General features: G+C 35.4%; 28 protein-coding genes and 1 riboswitch. Of the genes, 23 read left to right on the plus strand and 5 right to left on the minus strand.

All coding sequences use genetic code 11. The features are described from left to right. Positions 1–161 precede the first annotated feature (161 nt). The 6 genes from QTL86_RS22290 to QTL86_RS22315 all read left to right on the plus strand — a co-directional run bounded on the left by QTL86_RS22290 (position 162) and on the right by QTL86_RS22315 (position 5,923). Positions 162–920: a basic amino acid ABC transporter substrate-binding protein gene (locus QTL86_RS22290; RefSeq protein ID WP_127067809.1), complete on the plus strand. Its 759-nt coding sequence runs from the start codon at positions 162–164 to the stop codon at positions 918–920. A gap of 156 nt (positions 921–1,076) precedes the next feature. Beyond that, a complete protein-coding gene (locus tag QTL86_RS22295) occupies positions 1,077–1,817 on the plus strand; it encodes an amino acid ABC transporter permease (RefSeq protein ID WP_127067808.1) in 741 nt (246 codons plus the stop codon). A gap of 12 nt (positions 1,818–1,829) precedes the next feature. Further along, entirely contained in the window at positions 1,830–2,552 is a 723-nt protein-coding gene (locus QTL86_RS22300; RefSeq protein WP_127067807.1) for an amino acid ABC transporter ATP-binding protein, read from the plus strand. Between the two features lie 238 nt (positions 2,553–2,790). Continuing rightward, positions 2,791–4,260: a protein adenylyltransferase SelO gene (locus QTL86_RS22305; protein WP_410496067.1), complete on the plus strand. Its 1,470-nt coding sequence runs from the start codon at positions 2,791–2,793 to the stop codon at positions 4,258–4,260. A 255-nt stretch (positions 4,261–4,515) separates the two neighbouring features. After that, the gene (locus QTL86_RS22310) at positions 4,516–5,382 is read left to right on the plus strand and encodes a helix-turn-helix domain-containing protein (protein ID WP_410496068.1); all 867 of its coding nucleotides are present in this window, start codon (positions 4,516–4,518) and stop codon (positions 5,380–5,382) included. A 124-nt stretch (positions 5,383–5,506) separates the two neighbouring features. Continuing rightward, on the plus strand, positions 5,507–5,923 hold the full coding sequence (locus QTL86_RS22315) for a pyridoxamine 5'-phosphate oxidase family protein (RefSeq protein ID WP_127067804.1): 417 nt from the start codon (positions 5,507–5,509) through the stop codon (positions 5,921–5,923). A gap of 106 nt (positions 5,924–6,029) precedes the next feature. On the opposite strand, the gene queC is transcribed toward QTL86_RS22315, so the two are convergent. Genes queC through QTL86_RS22330 form a run of 3 tightly spaced genes read right to left on the minus strand, consistent with a single transcriptional unit; the run spans position 6,030 to position 7,730 of the window. Next, entirely contained in the window at positions 6,030–6,713 is a 684-nt protein-coding gene (gene queC / locus QTL86_RS22320) for a 7-cyano-7-deazaguanine synthase QueC (protein ID WP_410496070.1), read from the minus strand. A 19-nt stretch (positions 6,714–6,732) separates the two neighbouring features. Further along, positions 6,733–7,230 carry a preQ(1) synthase gene (gene queF / locus QTL86_RS22325; RefSeq protein WP_127067802.1) on the minus strand — a complete coding sequence of 166 codons (498 nt, stop codon included), beginning with the start codon at positions 7,228–7,230 and terminating at the stop codon, positions 6,733–6,735. Continuing rightward, positions 7,227–7,730 (minus strand): QueT transporter family protein, encoded by a 504-nt coding sequence (locus QTL86_RS22330; protein ID WP_190283420.1) that lies wholly within the window; start codon positions 7,728–7,730, stop codon positions 7,227–7,229. Before QTL86_RS22330 ends, queF begins: the two co-directional genes overlap by 4 nt. 279 nt (positions 7,731–8,009) lie before the next feature. Here QTL86_RS22330 and QTL86_RS22335 point away from each other — a divergent pair, with 279 nt between their 5' ends. Then, entirely contained in the window at positions 8,010–9,344 is a 1,335-nt protein-coding gene (locus QTL86_RS22335; protein ID WP_410496071.1) for a stalk domain-containing protein, read from the plus strand. 101 nt (positions 9,345–9,445) lie between these two features. Here the strand turns inward: QTL86_RS22335 and QTL86_RS22340 are convergent, their stop codons facing one another. Beyond that, entirely contained in the window at positions 9,446–9,646 is a 201-nt protein-coding gene (locus QTL86_RS22340; protein WP_127067800.1) for a helix-turn-helix transcriptional regulator, read from the minus strand. Between the two features lie 2 nt (positions 9,647–9,648). Then, the gene (locus QTL86_RS22345) at positions 9,649–10,107 is read right to left on the minus strand and encodes a DUF3796 domain-containing protein (protein ID WP_127067799.1); all 459 of its coding nucleotides are present in this window, start codon (positions 10,105–10,107) and stop codon (positions 9,649–9,651) included. A gap of 264 nt (positions 10,108–10,371) precedes the next feature. Next, positions 10,372–10,485: riboswitch (SAM riboswitch) on the plus strand. Positions 10,486–10,777: 292 nt separating this feature from the next. Between QTL86_RS22345 and QTL86_RS22350 the strand changes: the two genes are divergently transcribed. From QTL86_RS22350 to QTL86_RS22425, 16 genes are all read left to right on the plus strand, one after another. Next, complete coding sequence (locus QTL86_RS22350; protein ID WP_190283419.1) at positions 10,778–10,951, plus strand: hypothetical protein; 174 nt, start codon at positions 10,778–10,780, stop codon at positions 10,949–10,951. A gap of 4 nt (positions 10,952–10,955) precedes the next feature. After that, on the plus strand, positions 10,956–11,096 hold the full coding sequence (locus QTL86_RS22355) for a YezD family protein (RefSeq protein ID WP_243118623.1): 141 nt from the start codon (positions 10,956–10,958) through the stop codon (positions 11,094–11,096). A 130-nt stretch (positions 11,097–11,226) separates the two neighbouring features. Continuing rightward, the gene (locus tag QTL86_RS22360; protein WP_127067797.1) at positions 11,227–12,018 is read left to right on the plus strand and encodes a methionine ABC transporter ATP-binding protein; all 792 of its coding nucleotides are present in this window, start codon (positions 11,227–11,229) and stop codon (positions 12,016–12,018) included. Next, complete coding sequence (locus QTL86_RS22365; protein ID WP_243118622.1) at positions 12,015–12,806, plus strand: methionine ABC transporter permease; 792 nt, start codon at positions 12,015–12,017, stop codon at positions 12,804–12,806. Before QTL86_RS22360 ends, QTL86_RS22365 begins: the two co-directional genes overlap by 4 nt. Positions 12,807–12,832: 26 nt before the next feature. After that, positions 12,833–13,714, plus strand: coding sequence for a MetQ/NlpA family ABC transporter substrate-binding protein (locus tag QTL86_RS22370; protein WP_410496072.1), 882 nt, complete (start codon positions 12,833–12,835; stop codon positions 13,712–13,714). Between the two features lie 74 nt (positions 13,715–13,788). Continuing rightward, positions 13,789–14,646: a nitrogenase iron protein gene (nifH, locus tag QTL86_RS22375; RefSeq protein WP_127067795.1), complete on the plus strand. Its 858-nt coding sequence runs from the start codon at positions 13,789–13,791 to the stop codon at positions 14,644–14,646. Between the two features lie 24 nt (positions 14,647–14,670). Beyond that, positions 14,671–15,015: a NifB/NifX family molybdenum-iron cluster-binding protein gene (locus QTL86_RS22380; RefSeq protein WP_127067794.1), complete on the plus strand. Its 345-nt coding sequence runs from the start codon at positions 14,671–14,673 to the stop codon at positions 15,013–15,015. A 19-nt stretch (positions 15,016–15,034) separates the two neighbouring features. Beyond that, positions 15,035–15,934: a radical SAM protein gene (locus tag QTL86_RS22385; protein ID WP_410496073.1), complete on the plus strand. Its 900-nt coding sequence runs from the start codon at positions 15,035–15,037 to the stop codon at positions 15,932–15,934. Between the two features lie 92 nt (positions 15,935–16,026). After that, positions 16,027–17,505, plus strand: a complete 1,479-nt coding sequence (locus QTL86_RS22390) for a nitrogenase component 1 (protein ID WP_410496074.1) — start codon at positions 16,027–16,029, stop codon at positions 17,503–17,505. After that, positions 17,498–18,832: a nitrogenase component 1 gene (locus QTL86_RS22395; protein WP_410496075.1), complete on the plus strand. Its 1,335-nt coding sequence runs from the start codon at positions 17,498–17,500 to the stop codon at positions 18,830–18,832. The genes QTL86_RS22390 and QTL86_RS22395 overlap by 8 nt, the downstream gene beginning before the upstream one ends. 306 nt (positions 18,833–19,138) lie before the next feature. After that, positions 19,139–20,437, plus strand: a complete 1,299-nt coding sequence (locus QTL86_RS22400) for an O-acetylhomoserine aminocarboxypropyltransferase/cysteine synthase family protein (RefSeq protein ID WP_410496076.1) — start codon at positions 19,139–19,141, stop codon at positions 20,435–20,437. A gap of 67 nt (positions 20,438–20,504) precedes the next feature. Next, on the plus strand, positions 20,505–22,064 hold the full coding sequence (locus QTL86_RS22405; protein ID WP_410496077.1) for a nitrogenase component 1: 1,560 nt from the start codon (positions 20,505–20,507) through the stop codon (positions 22,062–22,064). Positions 22,065–22,069: 5 nt separating this feature from the next. Next, entirely contained in the window at positions 22,070–23,434 is a 1,365-nt protein-coding gene (locus QTL86_RS22410) for a nitrogenase component 1 (RefSeq protein WP_410496078.1), read from the plus strand. 18 nt (positions 23,435–23,452) lie between these two features. Beyond that, entirely contained in the window at positions 23,453–24,355 is a 903-nt protein-coding gene (metA, locus tag QTL86_RS22415) for a homoserine O-succinyltransferase (protein WP_410496079.1), read from the plus strand. A gap of 199 nt (positions 24,356–24,554) precedes the next feature. Further along, a complete protein-coding gene (truA, locus tag QTL86_RS22420) occupies positions 24,555–25,292 on the plus strand; it encodes a tRNA pseudouridine(38-40) synthase TruA (protein WP_410496080.1) in 738 nt (245 codons plus the stop codon). A 76-nt stretch (positions 25,293–25,368) separates the two neighbouring features. After that, positions 25,369–25,929 (plus strand): hypothetical protein, encoded by a 561-nt coding sequence (locus tag QTL86_RS22425; RefSeq protein ID WP_410496081.1) that lies wholly within the window; start codon positions 25,369–25,371, stop codon positions 25,927–25,929. The last annotated feature ends 2 nt before the right edge of the window (positions 25,930–25,931 follow it).

A 25,931-nucleotide genomic window follows, 5' to 3' on the forward strand; every position in this document is an offset into this window, starting at 1 on the left:
TAAATATCAAGGGCTCGTCCTAATTTTGATCAGAGAATATTTTCATTAAAGTATAAAAAAATAAAAATATAGATTGACTATTAATACTTGAATGTGTATAATTATTCATATCAAACAGGAAATAGATTATTTTATTAAATCACATAGAGGGGGATTATATAATGAAACAAAGTAAATTATTTAAAGTAGTAAGTTTAATAGGTATAAGTGTATTAACAATGGGGTTATTTGTTGGTTGTGGTAGCTCAAAAGATAGTAAAGTACTTGTAATGGGAACTAATGCAGAATTTGAACCTTTTGAATATCGTGAAGGAACAGATATAGTTGGTTTTGATGTAGATATTGCTAAAGCTATCGCAGACAAAATGGGAAAAGAATTAAAAATTGAAGATATGGCATTCGATTCATTACTTTTGGCATTAGGAAGTGATAAGATTGATTTTGTTGCAGCTGGATTAACAGTAGATGATGAACGTAAAAAACAAGCAGATTTTACTCAAACTTATTTTAAATCTAAACAAGTTATTATTGTAAAAGCAGACAATACAGAAATAAGTACAGTGGATAACCTTGTAGGTAAAACAGTGGGAGTACAACTAGGTACAACTGGAGATTTAGCTATTAGTGCTGTAGAGGGTGTAGAAGTGATTCGTCTTGACAAAGGTACTCAAGCAGTAGCAGATCTTCAAAATGGAAAAGTAGACGCAGTAGTTATTGATGAGGAACCAGCTAAGAAAATGATAGCAGGTAAAGATGATCTTAAAATTATAGAAGCACCATTTGTGGAAGAAGAATATGCAATTGCCATTAAAAAAGGCGATCAAGCATTAGTAGATGAAATGAATAAAGCGTTAGATGATCTTAAAGCTAGTGGTGAATACGATACTATTTATGAAAAGTATTTTGGTAAAGCAGAATAAGTTTATAGTTAATGGAGCTCTACAAACAAAGGGACTGTTCAGAATAAGGACTGTCCCTTTTATAGTATGAAAATATTTTCTAAATTATTAGACTTGACAATAAACTAATGTTATATTATAAATAGACAACATAATAATGAAAGTTGAGGTATAAGAATGGAAAACTTCTTTATTAACATATTCGGTCAACAAACCGTGTCGTTTTATCAGACCTTTTTTCAAGAAAAATATTATGAACTGATATGGCAAGGCTTACAGTGGACACTTGGTCTAACAGCGATTGCCCTCATTTTAGGACTTTTGATAGGTATTTTTGTTGCACTGACTCAGATTTGTGTATTGCCTAAAAAAGTTGGTGTTTTAAGAGCTTTTTTATATTATGTAATGAAATTTTTAAAATGGATTACAAGAGCTTATATTTACATAATTAGGGGAACACCGTCTGTACTTCAAATTGTGCTGATGTGGAATGTTGTATTTGCTACCTCAAGTATTGACCGTATTTGGGTAGGCGGTATTGCTTTTGGTATTAATAGTGGGGCTTATATGGCTGAGCTTATTAGAGCAGGAATACAAGGGATTGATAAAGGACAAATGGAAGCTGGACGTTCATTAGGCTTAGGTTATGGGCAAACAATGAGATATATTATCTTCCCACAAGCATTTATTCAAATGCTTCCTGCTTTTGTTAGTGAATTTATTATCCTGATTAAAGAGACAGCTATTATTGGATTTATTGGAGGGCTAGATTTAATGAAGGCTCAAAATATTATTACAAGTCGAACCTTTAATCCTCTACAACCATTATTAATCGTGGGTGTATGCTATTTTATCATTACTAGCTTACTGACAGTATTTATGAGGCAAATAGAGAAAAAGGTTAACGTGAGCAAATAAGGAGGGCTGAAAATGATTAAGGTAGTAGACTTACATAAAAGTTTCGGAGATTTAAAGGTATTACAAGGAATTAATGACTCTATTAATAAGGGTGAGGTAGTTGTTATTATCGGTCCATCTGGTTCTGGGAAATCTACGTATTTAAGATGTATTAATCAAATGGAAGAAGTCACAAGTGGGCAGGTTTTAGTTGATGAAGTCGACATTACTGATCCTAAGGTAGATATTAATGAAATACGTCAAAAAATAGGAATGGTGTTCCAGCATTTCAACCTTTTTCCCCATATGACAGTGCTTGATAATATTACATTAGCACCTATGAAGATTAAAAAGATGGAGAAGGAAGAAGCAGAGAAATTAGCATATAGCCTCTTAGAAAAAGTAGGACTAAGAGAGAAAGCCAGTGAATATCCTAATAAATTATCTGGTGGACAAAAGCAAAGAATAGCTATTGCAAGAGCCTTAGCGATGAAACCAGAAGTGATGTTATTTGATGAACCAACTTCTGCCTTAGATCCTGAAATGGTTAATGAGGTATTAGACGTTATTAAGGAACTAGCTGATGAAGGTATGACTATGATGATTGTAACGCATGAAATGGGCTTTGCAAAAGAAGTAGGTACAAGACTTTTATTTATGGATCAAGGCAAGATTATTGAAGAAGGCGTACCAAAGGATATATTTGATGCACCTAAAGAAGAAAGAACAAAACTTTTCTTAAGCAAGGTATTATAAATAAAATAAATAGAGAAATAGGGCTGTTGCTAAATTTTCTTCTATTACAAAGTATAGGTTAAGCATTTATTTGTGTAGGGCTATGTTTTGTGAAATAGGAGATCTAAATGACAGTCCTTTTTTAGTTACTATTGATAAGATAAGTAAAATGGTGTTGTATAATAATTAGAGTTATGAAGAGACTAAAAATGAAATCATATGATGCAAATAAATAATAAAAAGTAAGGAGGAAGATATTATGGAAGAACAATTTGTAGAAACTAAATGTAAAATGCTAGAAAATACGTATATAACTTTACCGGAAGCATTTTTCTCAAGGCAATCTCCAAGTAAAGTGCCATCACCACAGCTAATTCTGTGGAATGAAAATCTTGCAGAAAAAATGGGTTTAGATATAGATTTTTTTAAAAGTAAAGAAGGGGTGGAAGTTTTAGCCGGTAACAAGGTTTTACAAGGAACAACACCAATTGCACAGGCTTATGCAGGCCATCAATTTGGATATTTTACCATGCTAGGAGATGGAAGAGCCATTCTTTTAGGAGAGTATCTAACAAAAGAAGAACGATTTGATATTCAACTCAAGGGTTCAGGAAGAACACCCTATTCAAGACGAGGAGATGGAAAAGCAACACTTGGCCCTATGCTACGTGAATATATAATCAGTGAGGGAATGAAAGGGTTAGGCATTCCGACTACAAGAAGTCTGGCAGTATTAACGACTGGTGAAACCATTATGAGAGAAACGAGTTTACCGGGAGCTATCTTGGTGAGAGTGGCTAAAAGCCATATCAGAGTAGGTACTTTTCAATATGCAAATCAGTTTCAGACTAAAGAAGAGCTAAAGGCTTTAGCTGATTATACCTTAGAGAGACATTTTAAAGAGGGCATATCTAAAGCAGCACCTTATATGTATTTACTTCAAGAAGTAGTAAGAAGACAAGCAGAATTAATTGCAAAGTGGCAATTGGTTGGGTTTATTCATGGTGTAATGAATACAGACAATATGACAATTAGCGGAGAAACCATTGACTATGGGCCTTGTGCATTTATGGATAGCTATAATCCTGATACGGTGTTTAGTTCCATTGATACTAATGGGAGATATGCTTATCAGAATCAACCTAAAATGGCTGCATGGAATTTAGCTAGATTTGCAGAAGCCTTACTACCATTATTACATGAAGACCAAGCAGAAGCCGTTAAACTTGCAGAAAAAGAAGTAAATCAGTTTTTCACCTTATATCATAGTTTTTGGTATGAGGGAATGAGAAGAAAACTTGGTTTATTTCATGAAAATGAAATGGATCAATCTTTAATCGAAGCGCTTCTAGGTTTAATGCAAAAGTACAATGCAGATTATACCAATACGTTTCGCGAATTGACATTAGAACAGATGAAGCCTTCTAAACTTACAGCTTCTCAGGAATTTGAACAATGGTTTAGTTTGTGGCAACAACGTCTGGGGGGTCAAAAGGAATCTTTAGAGGAAGCAAGAAGCTTGATGGAGAGAAATAATCCTACAATAATACCTAGAAATCATAGAGTTGAAGAGGCGTTAGAACATGCCGTTAAGAATCAGGATTATAGACCTCTAGAATCTCTGGTAAGAGCACTTCAGAACCCTTATGATTATCAAAATCTGAATGATGATTATACAGTAGTACCTGAGTCATTTACTTGTGGGTATAAAACATATTGTGGGACATAATAGCGGTATTTTCTAAGATGGCTATTAAGTAGTGAATGGCTATAGAGGATAGGTTGTGAAATAGACGGAGTTTAGAAACTTCGTCTATTTTATATGCTCATTAAAGAACTATGGTGAAAGGAAAGACGAGTTACTATAATCCAGGATAGACACAAAGAATAAATTTATATTTGACGGTTGAAGTAATAGATATTAGAATAAAATGAAAATTAAAATATATAAAAATAAATCAATACACTATAGAAGGGACAGATAATGATGGACGACTTTAAACTAGTTCAGAAATTAATCGGTGAAAGTGTAACACAAGAAGATTTAAAACATGTAGACTGTTATGTACATCATAAAATGGGATTATTTATTCCAAGTACAGGGGCATGTCAATATGCCATTAAACCTAATCATACGCACCCTTCCTATATGTTTATTATTGATTTTTCTCTTGAGATGGTGCAACCTGTTATTGAAATCAAAGAAAATCATTATGTTGCTACTGCAGTATCGCCATATATACCTCACCAAGAGCAAGGAGAAAAGTTTGTTCATTATTACTGTATCTTAATTGAGAAAGTTTATTTTGAGGAACAATACAAAAGGTATACAGATGAGAAACCATATTTCAATTGGAAGCAGTTTGCAATATGTCAAGATATTTTGAAAGCCTTAAATACATTTGCTTTTGAATACAGTAAAAGAATGAAAAATTCAGATATAACATTGGAGGCACAAACGACTATTATCACTCATTGGTTAATAAGAAGTCTTATGGGAGAAAGTTATGATGTAAGGGCAATATCCTCTCATTATGCAGTAGCCCGTGCACAGCATTATATAGAAGAGCATTTTAGTGAAGGCATAACAGTGAAACAGTTGGCACAGCTAGGGAGTATGTCAGCCTCAAGCTTTAATCGTATTTTTAAAAAGGAGATCCACTTGACGCCCATCGAATATTTGATAGAAACAAGAGTAGAAAAATCGAAAAAACTTCTTAGAAGAAAAGAGATACCTATTACTGAAATAGCTATGAGATGTGGTTTTAGCAGTAGTGCCCATTTTTCATCAAAGTTTAGTAGGTTAGTGGGCGTGACACCTTCTGAATATCGCCATACATATAATAATTAATGCATATGATAAATACTATATAGAAAAGTAGTTGTTTTGTGATAGTAATTGCATTTATTTTGAAAGTGTATTTTATCTTTTATACGTATAATAATCCTATCATTTTTAAAGGAGAGATACATAGATGGTAAAAGAGAACATATTTAAATTAATGAATGAAAATCCGGTTTTTCATTTGGCAACAATGGATGGGGACCAACCAAGAGTAAGAGGAATGCTTTTATTTAGAGCTGATGAAGAGGGGATTATATTTCATACAGCATCTACCAAAGACTTATTTAAACAAGTAATGGAAAATCCCAAAGCAGAATTATGCTTTCAAGGACAAGGTAGTCAAATAAGAGTTTCAGGTATCTTAGAGCAAGTAAATGATGAAAAGTTAAAGAATGAAATCTTTAATCATCCTTCTAGAAAATTTCTGCAAGCATGGAAGGAAAATGGAATTGATGTGTTGCTTCAAATCTTTTGTTTGAAGAATGGAACCGCGGTAGAATGGACAATGGCAACTAATTTTGAAGAAAAGAAACCTATAAGCTTATAAGTAGAGAGTGGATATCATTACTGAAAGATTACCAAGGCAATAGTAAGTACTTTTTGAGTAATATAGCGGGAGTTCAGTTGAATTCTCGCTATATTTTTTTTGCTTTTTATTCTTGAAGTAAAGGATCTATAAGGTCATTTAACTTAAAAGCTTTTTCACGATCAATACAAGTACCACACTCTCGGCAAGGCGTAGTATGCCCCTCATAGCAGCTCCAGGTGAGGTGATAAGGAACATTAAGGCGTAATCCCTCACTAACAACATCAGCTTTAGTAAGACCAACAAAGGGAGCCACTACTTGTAAGGCTTTGCCACTACCTTCATAGATAGCCCTATTAATGGCCTCATTAAAAGTTTGACTACAATCAGGATAAGCATTACCAGCAGCATCATCGCTATGAGCACCATAGTAAATAGAAGAGCAACCTTTAGCTAAAGCAATACTTGCAGCTGAAGATAGAAAAAGCCCATTTCTAAAAGGGACATAAGTCGATACTGGCTTACCATTAGTATGCTCAAGTTGCTCAGCATAAGAAGTTTGAGGAATCTCCTCCTTAGAATGACTTAGAAGAGAGCAGTCACTATAGGTAAACATAGGTGTTAAATCAAGTTCCATACCTTCTAGCTCATAGTAGCTTAAAATACTCTTGGCAGCAGCTAATTCTTTGCTATGCTTTTGACCATAGGTAATGGATAAGGGAATTACATTTTCCTTGCCGAACTTTTCTATGGCAAGGGCTAGACAAGTCGTACTATCGATGCCCCCACTAAATAAAACCATTGCTTTCATATAGCACACATCCTTCCGATTAGCGATTATCTACTTTTTCAGGGTATAAATCATGATGGGTTAGTCGGTCAAAAGCAACAGCTTCCCATTTAGTCCCAGGCTTCCCATAATTACAATAAGGGTCTATAGAAATACCTCCTCTTGGAGTGAATTTACCCCATACCTCTATGTATTTAGGGTCCATTAGCTTAATAAGGTCTTTCATAATAATATTCATACAATCCTCATGAAAATCACCATGATTTCTAAAACTGAAAAGGTAGAGCTTAAGGGATTTACTTTCTACCATACGAGGACCTGGTACATAAGAAATATAAATGGTTGCAAAGTCAGGTTGACCAGTAATCGGACATAAGCTCGTAAATTCTGGACAGTTAAATTTAACGAAATAATCATTATCAGGGTGTTTATTAATAAAAGTTTCTAAGACCTCTGGGGCATAATTATCTCGGTAGGCTACCTTTTGATTACCTAAATGGGTTACACCGTTTAATTCCTCTTTTGTTCTACTACTCATACTAAATTCTCCTTTTGTGTTTTACAAATAATAGGTGCTAATGTTTTTACCAAAAGTACGCCTACAAGTGCAGGGATGATTTGCCCAATACATAAGCTCATAGCTAGTGCAGTATATGGCAGATTTAAAAGATAAGAAAGCCAAATAGAGACACCTAACCCTGGAACTAAAATAATAGGTAGGGCAATGAGCCATTTATTAAGATTACCTTGTTTAATAAGGACAATAGAGTAGGTTGTAACGATGCCAACAGCACAACCTCCAATCATATCAAGAAGACCTAAGCCACCAAAAAGGGCATTAGCAATAAAATTGGCGAGACCAAGTGGGAAAACTAGGAACGGAAAGAAATATGATAGGGCGTACATACTCGTAGCAATACGGATTTGATAAGCCCCAAAAGAAAAGCTTTGCGTAAAATACAAAATGACGATATAAAGCGCCATGAGCATAGAAGAAAAAACTAATTTTTGTGTTTTACTTAAGTTTGTCATATTCATAAACGTTCACCTCCAAATTAAATTCACAACAACATAAGTTGTCCCTAGTTTTGTTTTTAGACAGGATGGTCTCGAACTGTCTTATTAATTTAAGGCGTACCCTTACATCATATGTCAAAATAATAAAATATACAACATTATTTCTTTTTACTCCAATAAAAATAACAACTTATGAACAAAATGAAATGCACAAATGAGAGTATGCTATAATGAATTATCTTTAAAATGCGAAGGTTTTAATCATTTTTTCTAGGGTTATTTATAAAAAGGAGGAAAAAGATGAAAGCAAGGAAGATGTTAGCTATACTTTTAGGAATGTTGGTGGCAATACCATCAGGAGCTGTTATGGCACAGAAACCAGTAAGTGTTACGATTAATAACGAAAATGTAGTTTTTAAAGATGTAGCTCCTTTCATTGATAGTAATAATCGTACCTTAGTACCACTGCGTTTTATTAGTGAAGAGCTTGGCGCTCAGGTAGAATGGGACCAAGTATCTGGAACGGCTACTATTATGAAAGACAATATGAAGGTGATTTTAACGGTGGGACAAACCACAATGATAGTAAATGGAAAGACTAAAGAAATGGATACCAAGGCAACTATGCAAGACGGTCGTCTGTTTGTACCTGTTAAATATATTGGGGAACTACTTAATGTAGAAGTTAAGTGGCTTGCTAAAGAGAATACAGTAGCGATTACGCCAGGTATTACAAGCGATGCAGTAGTAGCTAAAGTGGGCGACTTAACGATAACAGCAAAAGAGATATTGACTCAATTAGATTATGAAATGATGATGATTCAATATCAATATCAATACGATGATAGCTTTTTTGAAACAGAGGAAGCTAAACAGTATATGGAGCAGCGCAAGGGAGAGCTTGTTGATTATATTATTAAGAACAAAGTGGCACTCATTAAGGGAAGAGAACTTAAGTTAGAGCCTACAGTGACAGAAGTAAATAATGAATTTAACAAAACTAAGGAAGATTATGAGACAGCAGCAGAATTTGAAAAAGCTTTAGTAAATAGTGGCTTAACAGCAGAGGGTTATAAAACTCAGATTAAAGATAGTCTAACGATTTCCAATGTTGCTAAATACATTAGTAAGAACATCCCTGTTACCGATGCTGAAATTAAGGCATATTATGAGAGCAATAGTGGAAACTATACAATGGCACCAGGTGCTGAAATGGCACATATTTTAGTTGCAACGGAGGAAGAAGCTAAGGCTATTAAAGCAGAATATGATAAAGATACAAGCTTTGCAGAGCTTGCTAAAAAGTATGGTACAGACGGGACTAAAGATACTGGAGGAGAACTAGGTTATATCGCATATGATTCAAGTTATTATGATCAGGACTTCTTAAATGGAGCAAAGACTTTAGAAGAAGGGCAAGTATCAAACCCAGTTAAAACCCAATTTGGTTGGCATTTAATAAAAGTTTTAAATGTACATAAAGAAGCTTATAAGGTGCCGTTAGAAGAAATAAAAGAAGACCTTAAAAACATTATCATTTCTGAAAAAGCAACTGAATTTATTTATAGTCAATTAGATGAATGGGGTAAAGAAATGACTATTGAGAAATATGAGGATGTGATTAATAAGCTTTAGGGCCTGCTAGACAATACTAAGGAGATTAATATAATTTTTCCTCCAAACAATAAAAAGAAATACCCATGGATATAAGTGGGTATTTCTTTTTGGGTTAATCTCTAATCAAAAATAAAAATCTCTTCAATCGGGGTATTTACAGCTTTTGAAATATCTATTGCTAACTTTAAAGAAGGATTATATCTCCCTGCCTCCAATCTCATTATAGTTTCACGTCTTACACCAACTTGTTCTGCTAACTGTTCTTGCGTTAGGTCTTGTAATAGTCGGTATTTCTTTAGAGTGCATTTAAATTCTGCCATACTTATTCCTCGTGTTCAAAGCGATATAATAAATATTGTTGCAAAAAGACTGAAAGGCCAAATGCTAATCCAATAAGAGCTATTAAAAAGCTTATTACTAACTCGGTTTTTTCCAGCTTTAGTACAAATACAAGGGTTAAGAATATAATCATCATCATAGAAATCTTATTTGCTAGGGCTTCTGCGCGATAAGCATTTACCTTAAATCGCTCGTCTATCAGCGTGTTGGACATCTTACCTTCATAATAGAAGCTGAAAAGGCCAAAGAATGCAAAAAAGAATAATGGAAAAGGTATATCAGTTAAATCTGGTAAAAATCCTAGAAAACCAAGCAACCCACAAAAACCTAATAAACCTAATTTGGGGTTTATTTTTCGAGTATAAGTGCGTTCTGTGTCGGTAGTTGAGTCATACAATAAGTTACTACTCCAAAATCGCTTGAACCTACTTTTTATATTCATAAAAGCTCCTCACTTTATGCGATATAATTGTATCTTTATGATATAAATATATCACATAAAAATAATAGTTTCAATAAAAATAGGTAGGATGATTTATAAGAAGCTTAGTGTATACCTCTCTAAAGCGATATATACCATATGTATAGCCATACAAAACAAATTAATAAAAATAAATATTAAAAATATATTGACAATAAAAAGCGACGAGAATATAATGCAATTAATAAAAGTAAAAATATAGAATTACCAGGAAATAATAAATTTTTCTTATCCAGAGAGGCAGAGGGACTGGCCCGATGATGCCCGGCAACCTGAAAGATAGCATAATATCTTTCAAGGTGCTAATTCCTACAAACTTTTAAGTTTGAGAGATGAGAAAGTGTAGATACCTCGATATATAGGTGCCACTTTCTTATCTAAGAAAGTGGCATTTTCTATAGTCTAGGAAAGTTCTACTTTTGTATAAAAATAGAACTTTCCTAGACTATAAGGGGTGCAGGGGAAGTATTCCCTGCCGTATTCAGGAGGGTGCTCAGCTGACATGTTTTTTTGTCAGCGCCGAAGGGAACCTAGGGTTCCCTAGCGGAAGAAATGTGGATGATAGTCCACTTTCTTGTTGCATAGGAAATATTAGAGTTTTCTTGGTTGAATAAGGAGGAGAATCAATCATATGGAGTTAGCTACAGACTATAGAGATCAAGTATGGCATACAAAAAAATTAGAGAAAGTCTTAGAAGACATATTGTCAACCATAGAAAACGGAAGCTTAACAGTCGTTATACAAGATGAGTATGCCATTCAGATTAATGTAAAAAATAATTATATCTATGCAGGAGGTGAATAGAGCAATGCCCGATAAGAATAACCAAGAAGAGGTAAAGAAAGTATTGCAAATTATAGAAACAATAAAATATGGATCTGTAACTGTAATGATTCAAGATGGGAAGATTGTTCAAATAGAAAAAAATGAAAAATTACGTATTAAATAATCTGTTAACTAGAAGAACTAGAGGCTGATTATTATTCTTAACAAGGGAATAATAATTGGCCTTTTATTGTATTCAAGAAATGAGGATTTTTTATTGAACTTACCATGCAAGTGGGAAAAGAGGTGATAGAATGAGTGACGCATTTATTAGCATAACAGATTTACACAAATCGTATGTGAGTCAAGGACAATATATCGAAGTTTTAAAGGGGATTAATTTAGAGATTACAAAAGGAGATATTTTTGGAATAGTAGGTTTTAGCGGGGCTGGAAAGTCAACCTTAGTAAGATGCTTAAATCGATTAGAAGAACCTGATTATGGAGAAATCAAAATTGATGGAAAGAATATTACACTTTTATCAAAGAAAGCACTTAATATCCAACGGCAAAAGATAGGGATGATCTTTCAAAACTTCAATCTATTTGAAAGCAAAACCGTTTATCAAAATGTAGCATATCCCTTGAAACTTGTGGGCTATGATAAGAAGCAGATTAAAACAAGAGTTAAAGAAATACTTGAGCTAGTGGGTTTAAGTGACAAGATAAATGCTTATCCAGGGCAACTTTCAGGAGGACAAAAGCAAAGGGTGGGAATTGCAAGAGCTCTTGCCAATAATCCAGATGTACTTCTAAGTGATGAAGCCACTAGTGCATTAGATCCCCAAACTACTGTTTCTGTTCTAGAGCTTTTAAAAAAAATTAATGATAAGTTAGGGATTACCATTGTTCTTATTACCCATGAACTAGAGGTGATTAAGTATATCTGTCAAAACATGGCTATTTTAGAGGAGGGGGAGTTGATTGAACAAGGCGAAGTGAGAAATATCTTTTTAAATCCTCAAAGCAGTACAGGTAAATTATTTATCAAAATCCACTCAGAATTTCAAAGAAATGATTGGGTAAAGGAAGGTGAGGGCATTTGAGTTTATATAAGCATTCTGTATGGGAAGTGATTCAAAGTACATTTACGAAACCTATATGGGATACAATTTGGCCAGCACTTGGAGATACCCTTTATATGGTTATTATCTCTACGCTATTTACATTAATCATTGGACTTATGCTAGGGCTCATATTAGTTCTAACCAGCAAGGAAGGTTTACATCCGGTTCCTTGGATCAGCCGTTTATTAGGAATAACCATTAACTGCTTAAGATCCATGCCTCAAATGATAGTCATTATACTCATGCTTCCCATAGCAAGGTTAATTGTAGGTAAAGCCTATGGGACTAATGCATGTATTATTGCTTTGGTTGCAAGTTGTGTTCCTATGTTTGCAAGATTAGTAGAAAGTAGCTTATTAGAGGTTGAAAAAGGAAAAGTGGAAGCTGCTAGAGCAATGGGGGCTGGGAATATTCACATCTTACTTACTGTTATGCTACCTGAAGCACTGCCATCACTTATTAGAGCTTTCACCGTGGCTGTTATAGCAGTGATTTCGATGACTGCTTTAGCAGGTAGTTTTGGAGCAGGAGGCATAGGAGACATCGCAGTAAGGTTTGGCTTTAATAGATTCCAACATGACATTTTATTAGCAACAGTGTTGGTGTTAATTGTGATTGTGCAGCTAGTTCAAGTAGCAGGGGATTTTATATCTAAATTACTTTTGAAAAAATGGCACTTAATCCATTTGAATCAAAGAGAGAGTAGCAAGAGTTTAAAAAAGACACTGCGTTTACTTTCCAAAGGAAGTAGTCAGCAGAAGTTATAAAAAAATGAATATGAGGAGTGATTAAAATGAAAAAAAGATTATTTGTAGGGGCAGTTACATTAGGATTAACGACAGCTTTAATGGGGTGCAGTTCAGTAGCCAAAACCAGTAGTGCACAAGTTAATACAGAGAATGAAAGGGTAGCTAGTGCAGGAGGTGAAAGTGAGAACAAGACAGGCAATGTAGAAACAACAAAGCTCATTGGTTTAGCTGACCTTGTTCCACATAATGAGCTTATAGAATTGGTGAAGCCTGCACTAAGCAAGCAGGGCATTGAAATAGAAATTGTTTCAACTGCAGCTGATGCTACTTGGTTAGATAAATTAAATGGAGGCGAGGTAGACTTTGCATTTTTTGCACACTGGCCTTATGTAGAAGAGTATAACGATGTTAGTGGCGTTAAGATTGCAAATGCAGGCAATATTCATGTAGAACCTATATCAGCTTATTCAAATGAGTATCAAAGCGTAGATGAAGTACCAGACAATGCAAAGTTTGTGATACCAAATGATGCGACTAATGAATATAGAGCGCTAAAGATTATTGAAAAAGCAGGTTTCATTAAATTAGATCCTAATCTAAAGGAGCTTAAAGCTTCTGTTAAGGACATTGTAGAGTATGTGAAACCTATTGAAATTACAGAGATTGATTCTATTCAAATTATTGGGCTTGCACAAGATTTTGATGTTTATATTACCAATACTAATAAAGCACTTGAAGCAGGTATAGATACAACCAAATATCTTTTTAGAGAAGATGCTAACTCTCCTTATGCCAATATTATTGCGGTAAAAGAAGAAAGGCTAGAGGATCCAGGGATTAAAGCGTTAGTCGAAGCACTTCGCTCAGATGAAACTAAGAAGTTTATTGAAGAAAAGTATAATGGTGCAGTTATTCCAGCAGAGTAGTATAAATAAAAGCTCAAGTGAAATGATCAAGCATCTTACTAAATAATTAAATAAAAATAAGGAGTGAATGTGTGATGGCAAAAGAAACAATAAGACAGGTAGCAATCTATGGCAAAGGAGGAATTGGTAAATCAACGACTACACAAAATCTGACAGCTGGGTTAGCTGAATTAGGTAAGAAGATTATGGTGGTAGGTTGTGACCCAAAAGCTGATTCAACTAGGTTATTACTTGGTGGCCTTGCTCAAAAGACAGTACTTGATACCATCAGAGATGAAGGTGAAGATATAGAACTTGGTACTATTTTAAAAACAGGCTTCAAGGGGATTAAATGTGTAGAATCAGGTGGACCAGAACCGGGTGTAGGCTGTGCAGGGCGAGGGATTATTACTTCTATTGGCACCTTGGAAAGATTAGAGGCTTACACAGAGGATTTAGACTATGTTTTTTATGATGTTCTTGGAGATGTTGTATGTGGTGGTTTTGCAATGCCTATTCGTGAAGGAAAAGCAAAGGAAATCTATATTGTAGCATCAGGTGAAATGATGGCACTGTATGCAGCTAATAATATTTCAAAAGGTATTCAAAAGTATGCTAATAAAGGCGGCGTTAGATTAGGGGGAATCATCTGTAACAGTAGAAGTGTGGATAGAGAACTAGATCTTCTGAGAGCTTTTTCTAAAGAACTTGGAACCCAGCTTATTCATTTTGTGCCAAGAGATAACGTGGTACAAAGGGCAGAGATTAGAAAGAAAACTGTTATTGAATATGACCCAAACACGCACCAAGCTGATGAATATAGAGAGTTAGCCAAACACATTGATGAAAACGACAAGTTCGTTATTCCAGAACCTATGTCTCAAGAAAGACTAGAAGAAATTCTTATTGAGTATGGACTAATGGATGGGCTAGTAGATGATTATAAAATTTAAGTAAAAAAATAAGGGGGCATTTAAGTGACCTATAGAGTAGCATTGGCTAGTAGCGATGGCATAGTCGTTAATAGGCATTTTGGCAAAAGCGAGAAGTTTCAAATCTATGAAGTGAATGATGAGCATGAAGCTAAGTTTATCGAAGAAAGAGAGAATACACCCTCCTGCCAAGAATTTGAGCATTCAGAGGAAGCACTACTTAAGACGATTAAAGTCATCAAGGACTGCCGAGTTGTATTTGTTTCACGTATTGGGGCAGGAGCATATGATGAGCTTCGTAGACATGGCATAGAAGCCTTTGAAATGGTTAGAGAAGTTAATGAAATCATTGAAAAGCTAAAGAAGACCAATATTAAATATTTAAGTTAGTGAAGAAAGGGGTGAAGAGATGGCTGAAGTAGGAACGCAAAAATATGACGATCATTTTGATCATCTATTTAAAAATCATCCGTGTTTAAGTAAGGAAGCACATTATACGAGTGGGAGAATTCATTTACCGGTGAGCCCTAATTGTAATATTCAATGTAAATTTTGCAAGAGGGGATTTAATAAGTCAGATATTAGGCCAGGTGTAAGTTCACTCCTTTTGCGGCCAGAAGAAACACCGGATATTTTGGAAAAAGCACTTAGTCTTTGCCCAGAATTAAAGGTAGTAGGTATTGCGGGACCTGGCGATACACTTGCCACTGATTATGCCTTAGAGACTTTTGAGGTTATAAGGAAAACACATCCTGAGCTACTTAGCTGCTTAAGTACAAATGGACTTAGGTTATATGACAAATTAGATAGGTTAAAGGAAGTAGGCGTAAATTCTATTACAGTTACAGTTAATGCAGTAGATCCTTATATTCTGACGCAGATTGTAGCTTATGTTATAGATGAAAATGGAAATAAGTTAGTTGGTATTGAGGCAGCGAATAAGTTAATAAATGCTCAGATGAAGGGCATTAAGCGAGCGGCTGAATTAGGTATCCTTGTGAAAATTAACAGTGTTCTTATTCCAGGTATTAATGATGAACACATTAAAGACATTGCAAAGGTTACTAGGGAGCTTGGGGCTAGGATATTAAATATTATTCCACTTATACCGCAGTATGAACTAAGTCATATTAAAGCACCAAGCTGCAGCTTACTAGAGAAGGTTAGAGGGGAAGCAGGAGCATACCTAGATGTATTTAGACATTGTAAGCACTGTAGGGCGGATGCCTGTGGTATACCCGGCAAAGGACAAAGCTTACATAAGGAGCTATATGATAAAGAAGTTGTAGAGACCTTTTCTCATGGCTAGGCCTAACAAAACAATAAGTGAAGAATGAAGCTGGCAGAAGACTAAGAAGGTATTAGGCTCTATAACTTATGGGATTATAAATGGAGGTAATGATGAGTAAAGTAAATTTAGATTTACCAGAAGTAGCGATTCGAGAAACGAGACTTGGCTCTATTACAGGTTATTGTGGAAGTGCCAAGGAATTAGTAGGATGTTCACGTTGTGGCAAATTAAAAGAAGGTGAGCATCAGTTTAATCAAACCATAGGGTGTTCAGTAGGGCAGGCTATTTGTACTGTTGTACTTATTCAAGATGCAGCAGTAGTAAGTCATGGACCAATAGGTTGTCTAGGTTGCTTACATGAGTTTGACTTTACCTATCAGCAAAATGGTGATTTAAGAGGTGTGAGTAGTCCTACTCAAAGAAAGCTTTTTTCAACTGATATTGAAGAAAAAGATACCATTTATGGTGGTAGTCAAAAGCTGAGAGAAGCCGTCAAAGAAGTTTATGAGAAAGTAAATCCTAAGGTTATCTTTGTGGCAACAACTTGCGCCGTAGGTATCATAGGAGATGATGTAGAAGCTATCACAGATGAATTACAAGAAGAATTAGGCATTCCTGTTATTGGTATTTATTGCGAAGGTTTTAGGTCAAAGATTTGGACTACTGGTTTTGATGCAGGCTATCATGCTATTGCTAGAAAACTGATTAAACCAGCAGCGGAAAAACAAGAGGATCTAGTCAATGTGGTTAATTTCTGGGGCTCAGATGTTTTTGGAAAATGGTTTAAAGAATTAGGTCTAAGACCTAACTATGTGACACCCTATTCTACAGTAGAGCAGCTAGAACATAGTTCTGAAGCTATTGCTAGCATACAGATTTGTGCTACTTTAGGGTCTTATCTTGGAGCAGCACTAGAACAAAAATTCGGAGTACCTGAAATAAAGACTTCTGCACCTTATGGTATTGAACAAACGGATAGATGGTTTAGAGAATTAGGGAAATTGACCCATAAAGAAAAGGAAGTAGAGCTCTTTTTGAAAAAGCAAAAAGAAGAATGGCTTCCAAAGATTGCAGAAGTAAGAAGCAAGCTAGAAGGCAAAACAGCTTATGTAACAGGAGGGGCTTCTCATGGTCATTCACTACTTGCAGTATTAAATGAATTAGGAATGAAAGGTGTAGGGGCTGCTATCTTTCACCATGATCCACTGTATGATAATGGATCAGTAGAAGCAGATGCTCTAGCACATGTAGTAGATGATTATGGCGATGTACCCAATTACAATGTATGTAATAAACAAGAGTATCAACTTGTTAACTCTCTTAATAAAGTGAAGCCAGATGTCCTTCTAGCAAGACATGGCGGCATGACACTGTGGGGTGCTAAGTTTGGTATTCCGTCTTTACTTATTGGAGATGAACACTTTTCAATGGGGTATGAGGGAATTGTCAATTATGGGAATAAGCTGTTAGAAGTAATTGAAAATGATGAGTTTGTTAAGAACTTTTCTAAGCATGCGATTAATCCTTATACAAAATGGTGGCTAGAACAAGAATCTGGTAAGTTTTTAGGAGGTAAACAAAATGGCTAAAACAATTGAACAACAGAGAATTACTTGTGCTATAGGAGCACTTCAAACTGTAACGGCCATTGAAAGAGCTGTACCTATCTTACATTCAGGGCCTGGCTGTGGTATGATGGTAAGCCGTTTTTTTGAAAGAGCAACAGGGTACGCAGGAGGAAATACGGCACCTTGTACAAATTTCTCAGAGAAAGAAGTAGTCTTTGGTGGCCTTGATAAGCTAAGAAAAAATATAGAAAATACCTACAAGGTATTAGATACAGATTTGCAAGTTATACTCACTGGCTGTACCGCAGCTATCGTTGGAGATGACATTGAGTCTGTAGTTAATGAATTTGCAAGTGAAGGAAAGCCTATTGTTCATGTAGAGACAGCAGGATTTACTTCAAGTAACATTGTGGCACATAGCAAAGTTGTCAATGCTATTATTGATCAATTTGTGGATAGCAGGTATGACAAAACCAAAGAAAAGAATAAAAGGCTAGTGAATCTCTTTGCATCGATTCCTTATCAAGATCAATTTTGGAAGGGAAATTTATTTGAACTTAAGTATTTATTAGAAGGGCTTGGGTTACAGGTTAATATCCTATTTGGACCCTATTCTGAGGGTGTAGAGGAGTGGAAAACTATTCCACAGGCTAACTTCAATATTTTAATATCTCCTTGGTTTGGAAAAGAAATCGTTAAGAACTTAGAGAAAAAATATCAGCAGCAGTTCTTTGAGTTTCCGTATCTTCCTATTGGGGCTAATGAAACAGAGAAGTTCCTTGAAGGCGTTATAGCTTTTGCGAGTGGGCAAGGCGCGGCATTAGATGAAGCTCGGGCTAAGCAATTTATTGAAAGAGAAAGTAAGGCTTACTATGCAGAAATTGATAGTTTAGCTACTTTCCTTACAGAATTTCGCTATGGTTTACCTAGCTTTGCTCATATTATTGGAGATGCTAGTTATGTTCTTGGGTTATCTAAGTTTTTACTTCATGAAGTAGGTATTGTACCAAAAGAAGTTTTTGTAGCGGATAAAACACCTGCATCTCAGCAGGAAAGAGTAAAAGAAATCTTAAAGACAACTTCAGATAAGAAAGAAATACCACTATACTTTACGCCTAGTGGAGGAGAAGCACAGGAAATCATTAGAGGAGCAGTTCACCCAGGGCGAGGTATTATATTAGGGTCAGGTTGGGATAAATATTTAGCCAAAGAAAAAGGGTATGATTTCTTATCCATAGAAAATCCTTCACCTTATCGATTGGTATTAACGACTGGCTATGCAGGTTTCAAGGGAGGACTAAGACTTATCGAGGATATTTATGATGTAGTCCTTGCGAGCTATAAGTAGTTAAAAAGTAAATAGGGGATGGCAGAAAAGTTTTATATGAAAAACATATAATGATTCAGCACAAATAATACAAAAATAAAGACAGTAAAGAAAACAATAAAGCGATAAAATAATTGAATAGCAAAGGTCGACTAGAAAACTAGAGACCTTAGTAAGTAAGCAGATGCTTATTTACTAAGGTCTCTTTTATTATCAAAAACAAGAGAAAGTAGCCACTCCCTCTTATTTCTTCACAATGTCTCATAGTGGCTATTTAATGTGGCGTAGAAATTACAAAGTAGTTAAATAATAAAAGGAGGCAATGATATGCCAGAATACAAATTTGATACATTAAAAGTTAGAGGTGGATACAATCCAATAGATCACAATTATGCAGTGTCAGTCCCTATTTATGCAACAGCATCTTATGAGGCAGGAACGACGGAACGCTTTGACAGGTTAAGAAGTGGGGCGGAGTTAGGATACCTGTATAGTAGAATTGGTAATCCAACTGTGAGCGTATTAGAGGAAAGAGTAGCACAGTTAGAGGGGGGAAGTGCAGCAGTAGCAGTAGCATCAGGTATGGCAGCGATTACTTATGCACTGCTTAATGTAGCTCAAGGTGGAGGGAGAATACTAACTACTCATCAACTATACGGAGGAACAGCAGATGCGATTAAAAAACTTTATCCTGCTTCTGGCATTGCCATTGATAAAATTGACAGTGATAGCAGTATAGAGGAGATTGCAAGTGCTATAAAGGAAGATACCAAAGCGATTTTTATTGAAAGTATTAGTAATCCTAATGCCGTTTTAGTTGACATTGAAGCCATTGCCAAGGTCGCTCATGATCATGATATTCCCCTTATTGTAGATAACACGTTTGCCACACCTTACTTATTTAGCCCAATTTCATATGGAGCAGATGTGGTTGTTTATTCTGCTACGAAAGCACTTAACGGGCATGGCAATGCCATAGCTGGACTTATTGTAGAAAGTGGAAAGTTTAATTGGGCAAATGGGAAGTTTCCTCAATTTACAGAGAAATATTATACCCTAAGAGATCTTAATGACGTAGAAAGAAGCTTTGTAGAAGCTTTTCCAGGTGCTAGTTTTGTGACCAGAATTCGACTTGAATACCTAGCTTATTTTGGTGCAGTGCTAGGACCATTTGATGCTTATTTAATACTTATAGGTTTAGAAACTCTATCAGAACGTGTGGCAAAGCAAGTAGCTAATACAGAGAAAGTAATTAGATTTTTAAAAGGACATTCAGCAGTGGTATGGGTAAGTTATCCTACATTAGAAGAAAGTCCTTACAAAACCTTAGCAGAAAAATATTTTCCAAAAGGAGTCGGCTCTACTTTTACCTTTGGCTTTAATGGAAGTGATGAACAGATTAGTAAACTAATTAGTTCAGTCAAGCTCTTTAGTTATCAAGCTAATGTGGGAGATGCTAGGTCACTAATCATTAATTCGCCAAAGGCTACACATGGAGAATTAACCCCGGAGGAACAAAAGCTAGCTAAGATTGCACCTGAGACTATTCGTTTATCTATTGGGCTAGAAGATGCAGATGACTTAATTAACGATTTAAAGCAAGCATTTGAGATTTCACTAAGGTAAAGTATCTTTTTATTAACAAGTGCAACTTTTTATAGAGAAAAATAATAAGTAAGGGGGTTCTAGTTAGATGGCAAAGAAAATTAATTTAGATATGACGGAAGTGCAAAGCAGAGAGCAAAGATTAGGAACCATTATAGCATGGAATGGGACTGGAGCAGAACTTCATAGACAATCTGCATATGCTTTAAGAGGATCAGGAGAAAGAAAAGGCTGCAAAGAAAAAGGATGCAAATTATGTGAGATAAAAGGTCCCTTTTCACAAGGCTCTGTTTGTAGTGAACAAATGGTAGAATGTCAAGCGGGAAATGTTAGAGATGCTGTACTTATTCAACATTCCCCCATTGGATGTGGGGCCGGTCAAGTACCTTATAACTCTATTTATAGAAATGGCCTTGCTATGCGTCATCATGAGGTGGAAAATATTAGGATTATCAATACTAACTTACAGGAAAGTGATATGGTATTTGGTGCACTAAATAAACTGAAGCAATCTATAGAGGATGCATGGGAAAGATATAAGCCAAAAGCTATATTTATAGGAACTTCCTGTGCAACAGGAATTATCGGTGAAGATATCGAAAGTGTGGCAGTTGAGAAAGAAGAAAAATTAGGTATTCCTATTGTTCCATTAATGTGTGAAGGTTTTAAATCTAAGCATTGGAGTACAGGGTTTGATGCCACACAACATGGCATATTGAGACAGATTGTAAATCGTAATCCTAAGAAACAAGAAGACCTAGTCAATGTTATTAATTTATGGGGGTCAGATGTTTTTACACCAATGCTAGCAGAACTTAATTTAAGAGTTAATTATGTAGTGGATTTAGCATCAGTAGATGACCTGGCACAGCTTTCAGAAGCAGCAGCAACTGTAGGTTTTTGTTATACCCTTTCTTCATATCTGGCAGCAGGACTTGAAGAATCTTTTGGTGTACCAGAAGTAAAGGCACCAATGCCTTATGGTTTTCATGGTACTGATGAGTGGCTAAGGGAAATAGGGAGAGTGACCAATAGAGAAGCGTTAGCAGAGCTATATATTGAAAAGGAACACAAACGGGTGGCACCTAGAATTGCAGAACTTAAAGAAAAACTAAAGGGAATAAAAGGATATGTAGCAACAGGTTCAGCTTATGCCCACGGACTTATCCAAGTATTAAGAGAACTGGGAGTTATAGTAGATGGTTCTTTGGCTTTTCACCATGACCCAGTTTATGATAGTGGAGATCCTAAAGAAGATTCATTAGGTCACTTAATAGAGCACTATGGAGATATCAAGTCTTTTAATATTAGTAATAGACAGCAATACCAACTTTATGCTTTTTTGAAGAATACAAAACCCGATTTTATGCTGATTAGGCATAATGGCCTAGCGCCACTTGCTTCTAAGTTAGGGATTCCAGCAGCACCGCTTGGGGACGAACACATTGCTATAGGTTACCAAGGCATTATTAATTTAGGCGAGACTATTTTAGAGATACTGGCACATAAAAAGTTTCATGATGATATTAAAGCACATGTTAAGTTACCCTATAGAAAGTGGTGGCTAGAACAAAGTGACCCTTATATACTAGCCAAAAAGCCAGAACTGATTGAGGACTACTTAGATGATGTGAAGGAGGAAAAATAAAGATTATGGGCATAGAAAAAGATAGTAATGGGCAAACCAATTCAATTAATCAAGTGCGTTATGGGTGTACGGTGGGAGCACTTCATAGTGTAGTAGCTATTCCGGGAGCAATGCCTATTACCCATTGTGGTCCTGGGTGCGTAGATAAACAATATACAAGTATAGCTTTTTACAATGGTTTTCAAGGCGGTGGTTATGCAGGAGGTGCTGTTACACCTAGCGTAAATGCTACGGAGAACGAAGTGGTCTTTGGTGGTGAAAAGAAGTTAGAGGGCCTCATTAAATCGACGCTAAAGATTATAGATGCAGACTTGTATGTGGTTTTAAATGGTTGTATAGGAGAACTTGTAGGGGATGATGTAGGTGCTGTCGTTTCTAAATTTCAAAAGCAGGATATCCCTATTGTGTTTGCAGATACAGGAGGATTTAAAGGTAATAATTTTATTGGTCATGAGCTCATTGTAGAGGCCATCATTGATCAATATGTAGATAAATTTGCAAAGGATAAAGAAACGAAAGAGCAGGGACTTATCAATGTATGGACAGAATTGCCTTATCAAAATCCTATGTGGCGTGGGGATTTAAAAGAAATTAAAAGACTATTAGAAGGAGCAGGGTTTAAAGTTAATATTTTATTTGGCCAAGGTTCAGGAGGAGTAGAGGAATGGAAGACCATTCCTAATGCCCAGTTTAACCTGGTGCTTTCACCTTGGTTAGGACTAAAGACAGCTCAGTACTTAGAAAAAAAATATAATCAACCATACTTACACATTCCTGTACTGCCAATAGGGGCAAAGGAAGTAGCAAGGTTCATTAAAGAGGTAGTGAGCTTTGCAGGTATTGATGCTGCTAAAGCAGAAGCTTTCATTGCACAAGAAGAAAAAGAATACTATTACTATTTGGAGCAATTTGCTGATTTTTACTCGGAGTATTGGTGGGGCTTACCTGCAACTTATGCAGTGGTAGGAGATAGTACTTATAATTTAGCGATTAACAAGTTTCTAGTTAATCAATTAGGACTTATTCCAGCTATACAGATTATTACAGATAATGCTCCTGAAAAATATAGAGTAGCTATTGATGAGGAGTACAAAAAATTAGCAGAAGATGTATCGGCCCAGGTAGAGTTTGTAGAGGATGGTTATATAGTAGGTCAGCTTTTAAAGAAGGCAGATTATGGACATAAGCCACCTGTTATATTTGGATCCACTTGGGAGAGAGATACAGCAAGGGATCTTAAAGGGCATATTGTAGAGATAGCATTTCCTGTTTCCTATGAAGTTGTTATTAATAGGACTTATGTTGGATATATTGGTGCATTAACCTTACTAGAAAAAATATTTACAACCTCTATTAGTAAGAGTGCGTAATACAGAGGAGGAAGAGAAATGCCAGTAAAAGTCCCGGGAAATTTACCAGCAAGGCTTATATTAGAACAAGAAAATATCTTTGTGATTTCAAATGAACGGGCCATTCATCAAGATATTAGACCTATCAAAATCATAATATTAAATCTGATGCCTACTAAAATTGCTACAGAAGTACAATTGCTACGTTGTTTAACGAATACGCCTCTTCAAATAGAAGTGGATTTACTATATACAGCCACTCATATCCCAAAACACACAGCTAAAGAATATTTAAATGGTTTCTATAAAGAATTTAGAGAGATAAGAGGAAGAAAGTACGATGGCATGATTATTACAGGTGCACCAGTAGAAACTTTAGAATTTGAAAAAGTTGAGTACTGGCAGGAATTATGTGAAATTATGGAATGGTCTAAAACCCATGTTCATTCTACATTACACTTATGTTGGGGAGCACAGGCAGCGCTTTATTATCACTATAAAGTGCCGAAGCATCCAACAAATGAAAAACAATTCGGCATCTTCAAGCATACAGTAACTAATCAAAAATCCAAGCTTTTTCAAGGTTTTAATGATGAATTTGATGTCCCCCATTCAAGACATACAGAGGTAAGAAAAGAAGATCTAGAGAAGCATACTGAATTAGTTATTTCAGCAATATCAGAGGAAGCGGGTGTGCATACTGTTGAAAGTAAAGATGGAAAATATATTTTTGCTATGGGTCATGCTGAGTATGATTCAGAGACATTAGCTCAGGAATATTTTAGGGATCAGGGAAAAGGTTTAAAGCCTAATACACCCCAATATTATTTTCCAGAAGATGATATCACTAAGAAACCTATTAATAAATGGCGTAGCTATGCCTATCTATTTTATACGAATTGGGTTAATCATTATTTATATCAAACAACATCCTATGAATGATAGGGAAGGGGTTGTCACTAGGCTTCTGTAAAATACAAGATATATCTTGTGTTAGAGAGCTGTTTTGTGATAGCCCCTTTTTGTGATGTATCTAAATGCTAAAATCAATGTTATAATAAATGAAGCTAATGATAGGTAGGTAAAAGATTATTTTAGTAGCCTAGCATTTATTCAAAAAGAAAGCATATAGGTAAATTGAATGAGAAATTTTAAAATTGTAATTCAGTATGATGGCAGTCGTTATAAGGGGTTTCAACTTCAAAGAGATACAGATCTTACGGTACAAGCAAAAATCGAAGCAGTTCTTGAGAAAATGACAGAGGAGCAAGTAGAGATTATTGGCTGTGACCGCACAGATGTGGGGGTTCATGCAGAAAATTATGTAGCTAGTTTTAAAACGGAGTGTACTTTAAGCACAGCGTGTATGTTAGATTATTTGTATGAATTTTTACCTGAGGACATTGTGGTAAAAAGCATAGAAGAAGTAGATGAGCGCTTCCATGCACGTTATAATGTCAAAGCCAAGACTTATGAGTATACCATTAGTTGTGGTGCTCAAAGAAATGTCTTTAATAGAAAATATGTGCATCATATGTCTGAGAACTTTGACTTGAAAAGGATGAACGAAGTAGCGGCTGTTTTTAAAGGTACCCACGATTTTCAAAGCTTTACAAGTTTAAAACCCAATGGCAAATCAACTATGCAAACCATTAACGAAATTGAAATCATCCAAAAAGGGGATATCCTTCAGATTCGCGTAACAGCAGATGACTTCTTATTGCATATGCCAAGAATGATTATTGGTGCAATCGTTGAAGCAGGGAAAGGAACGATAACAGCTCAGCAAACTCAGGAAGTCATGGATAAAAAACAAAGAGCAGCAGGCTATCCTATGGCCAAGCCAAAAGCCCTTTCACTAGTAGAAGTAAAATATTAATAAATAAATCAAACCTAAAAGAAAGGTCATAAAATTTATAAGCCATACTTATCAATTTTATGTAACGGAAAAAAGAATGTACTGTGTAATCGGTGAAAAAATACTTCGTTGTGAAGTAAAGAAAAAAGAAGAACTCTCTTCTCTGTGTAAAGTAGGTTCGGCTCAAAAGGAACAAAGCATTGCGAATAACCGTTTATTTAAAACAGAGCAGGAAGCAGCTCAGTTTATTAAGAAAAGAAAAATGAACAAGGTAAATGAAAATAAACAAGTAGCTAACGCAGTAGCAACTTGTAAAGCCCTTTATGAAAAGCTTTATGAAGAAACAGGTATTGAAGTAAGAACCATTGATAGACAATGGACAGTGAGTTCAGCAGAAAAGCACATTATTAAATTAAAAAGAACATTACTCGATAAACCAGAAACTCATGATAAAAATGTAAGCAAGAGCTTTGGTATTGCACCGAATCCTAAAAAAGATAAAAAGAAATTGACTCAAAAAAATAAGTCAAGTAATCATGATTCAAGAAGTAACGCTAAAAGTAATCGCGCAGAAAAAAGTAGTTCAGACAAAAAGCATTCAAACAGAAATAGTACAAGCAATAATGCTACTAAAAGCTTTAGTAGTAAAATGAAATAAAT

It is taken from the genome of Cellulosilyticum sp. ST5 (assembly GCF_046529625.1).
GTDB classification, from domain to species: domain Bacteria; phylum Bacillota; class Clostridia; order Lachnospirales; family Cellulosilyticaceae; genus Cellulosilyticum; species Cellulosilyticum lentocellum.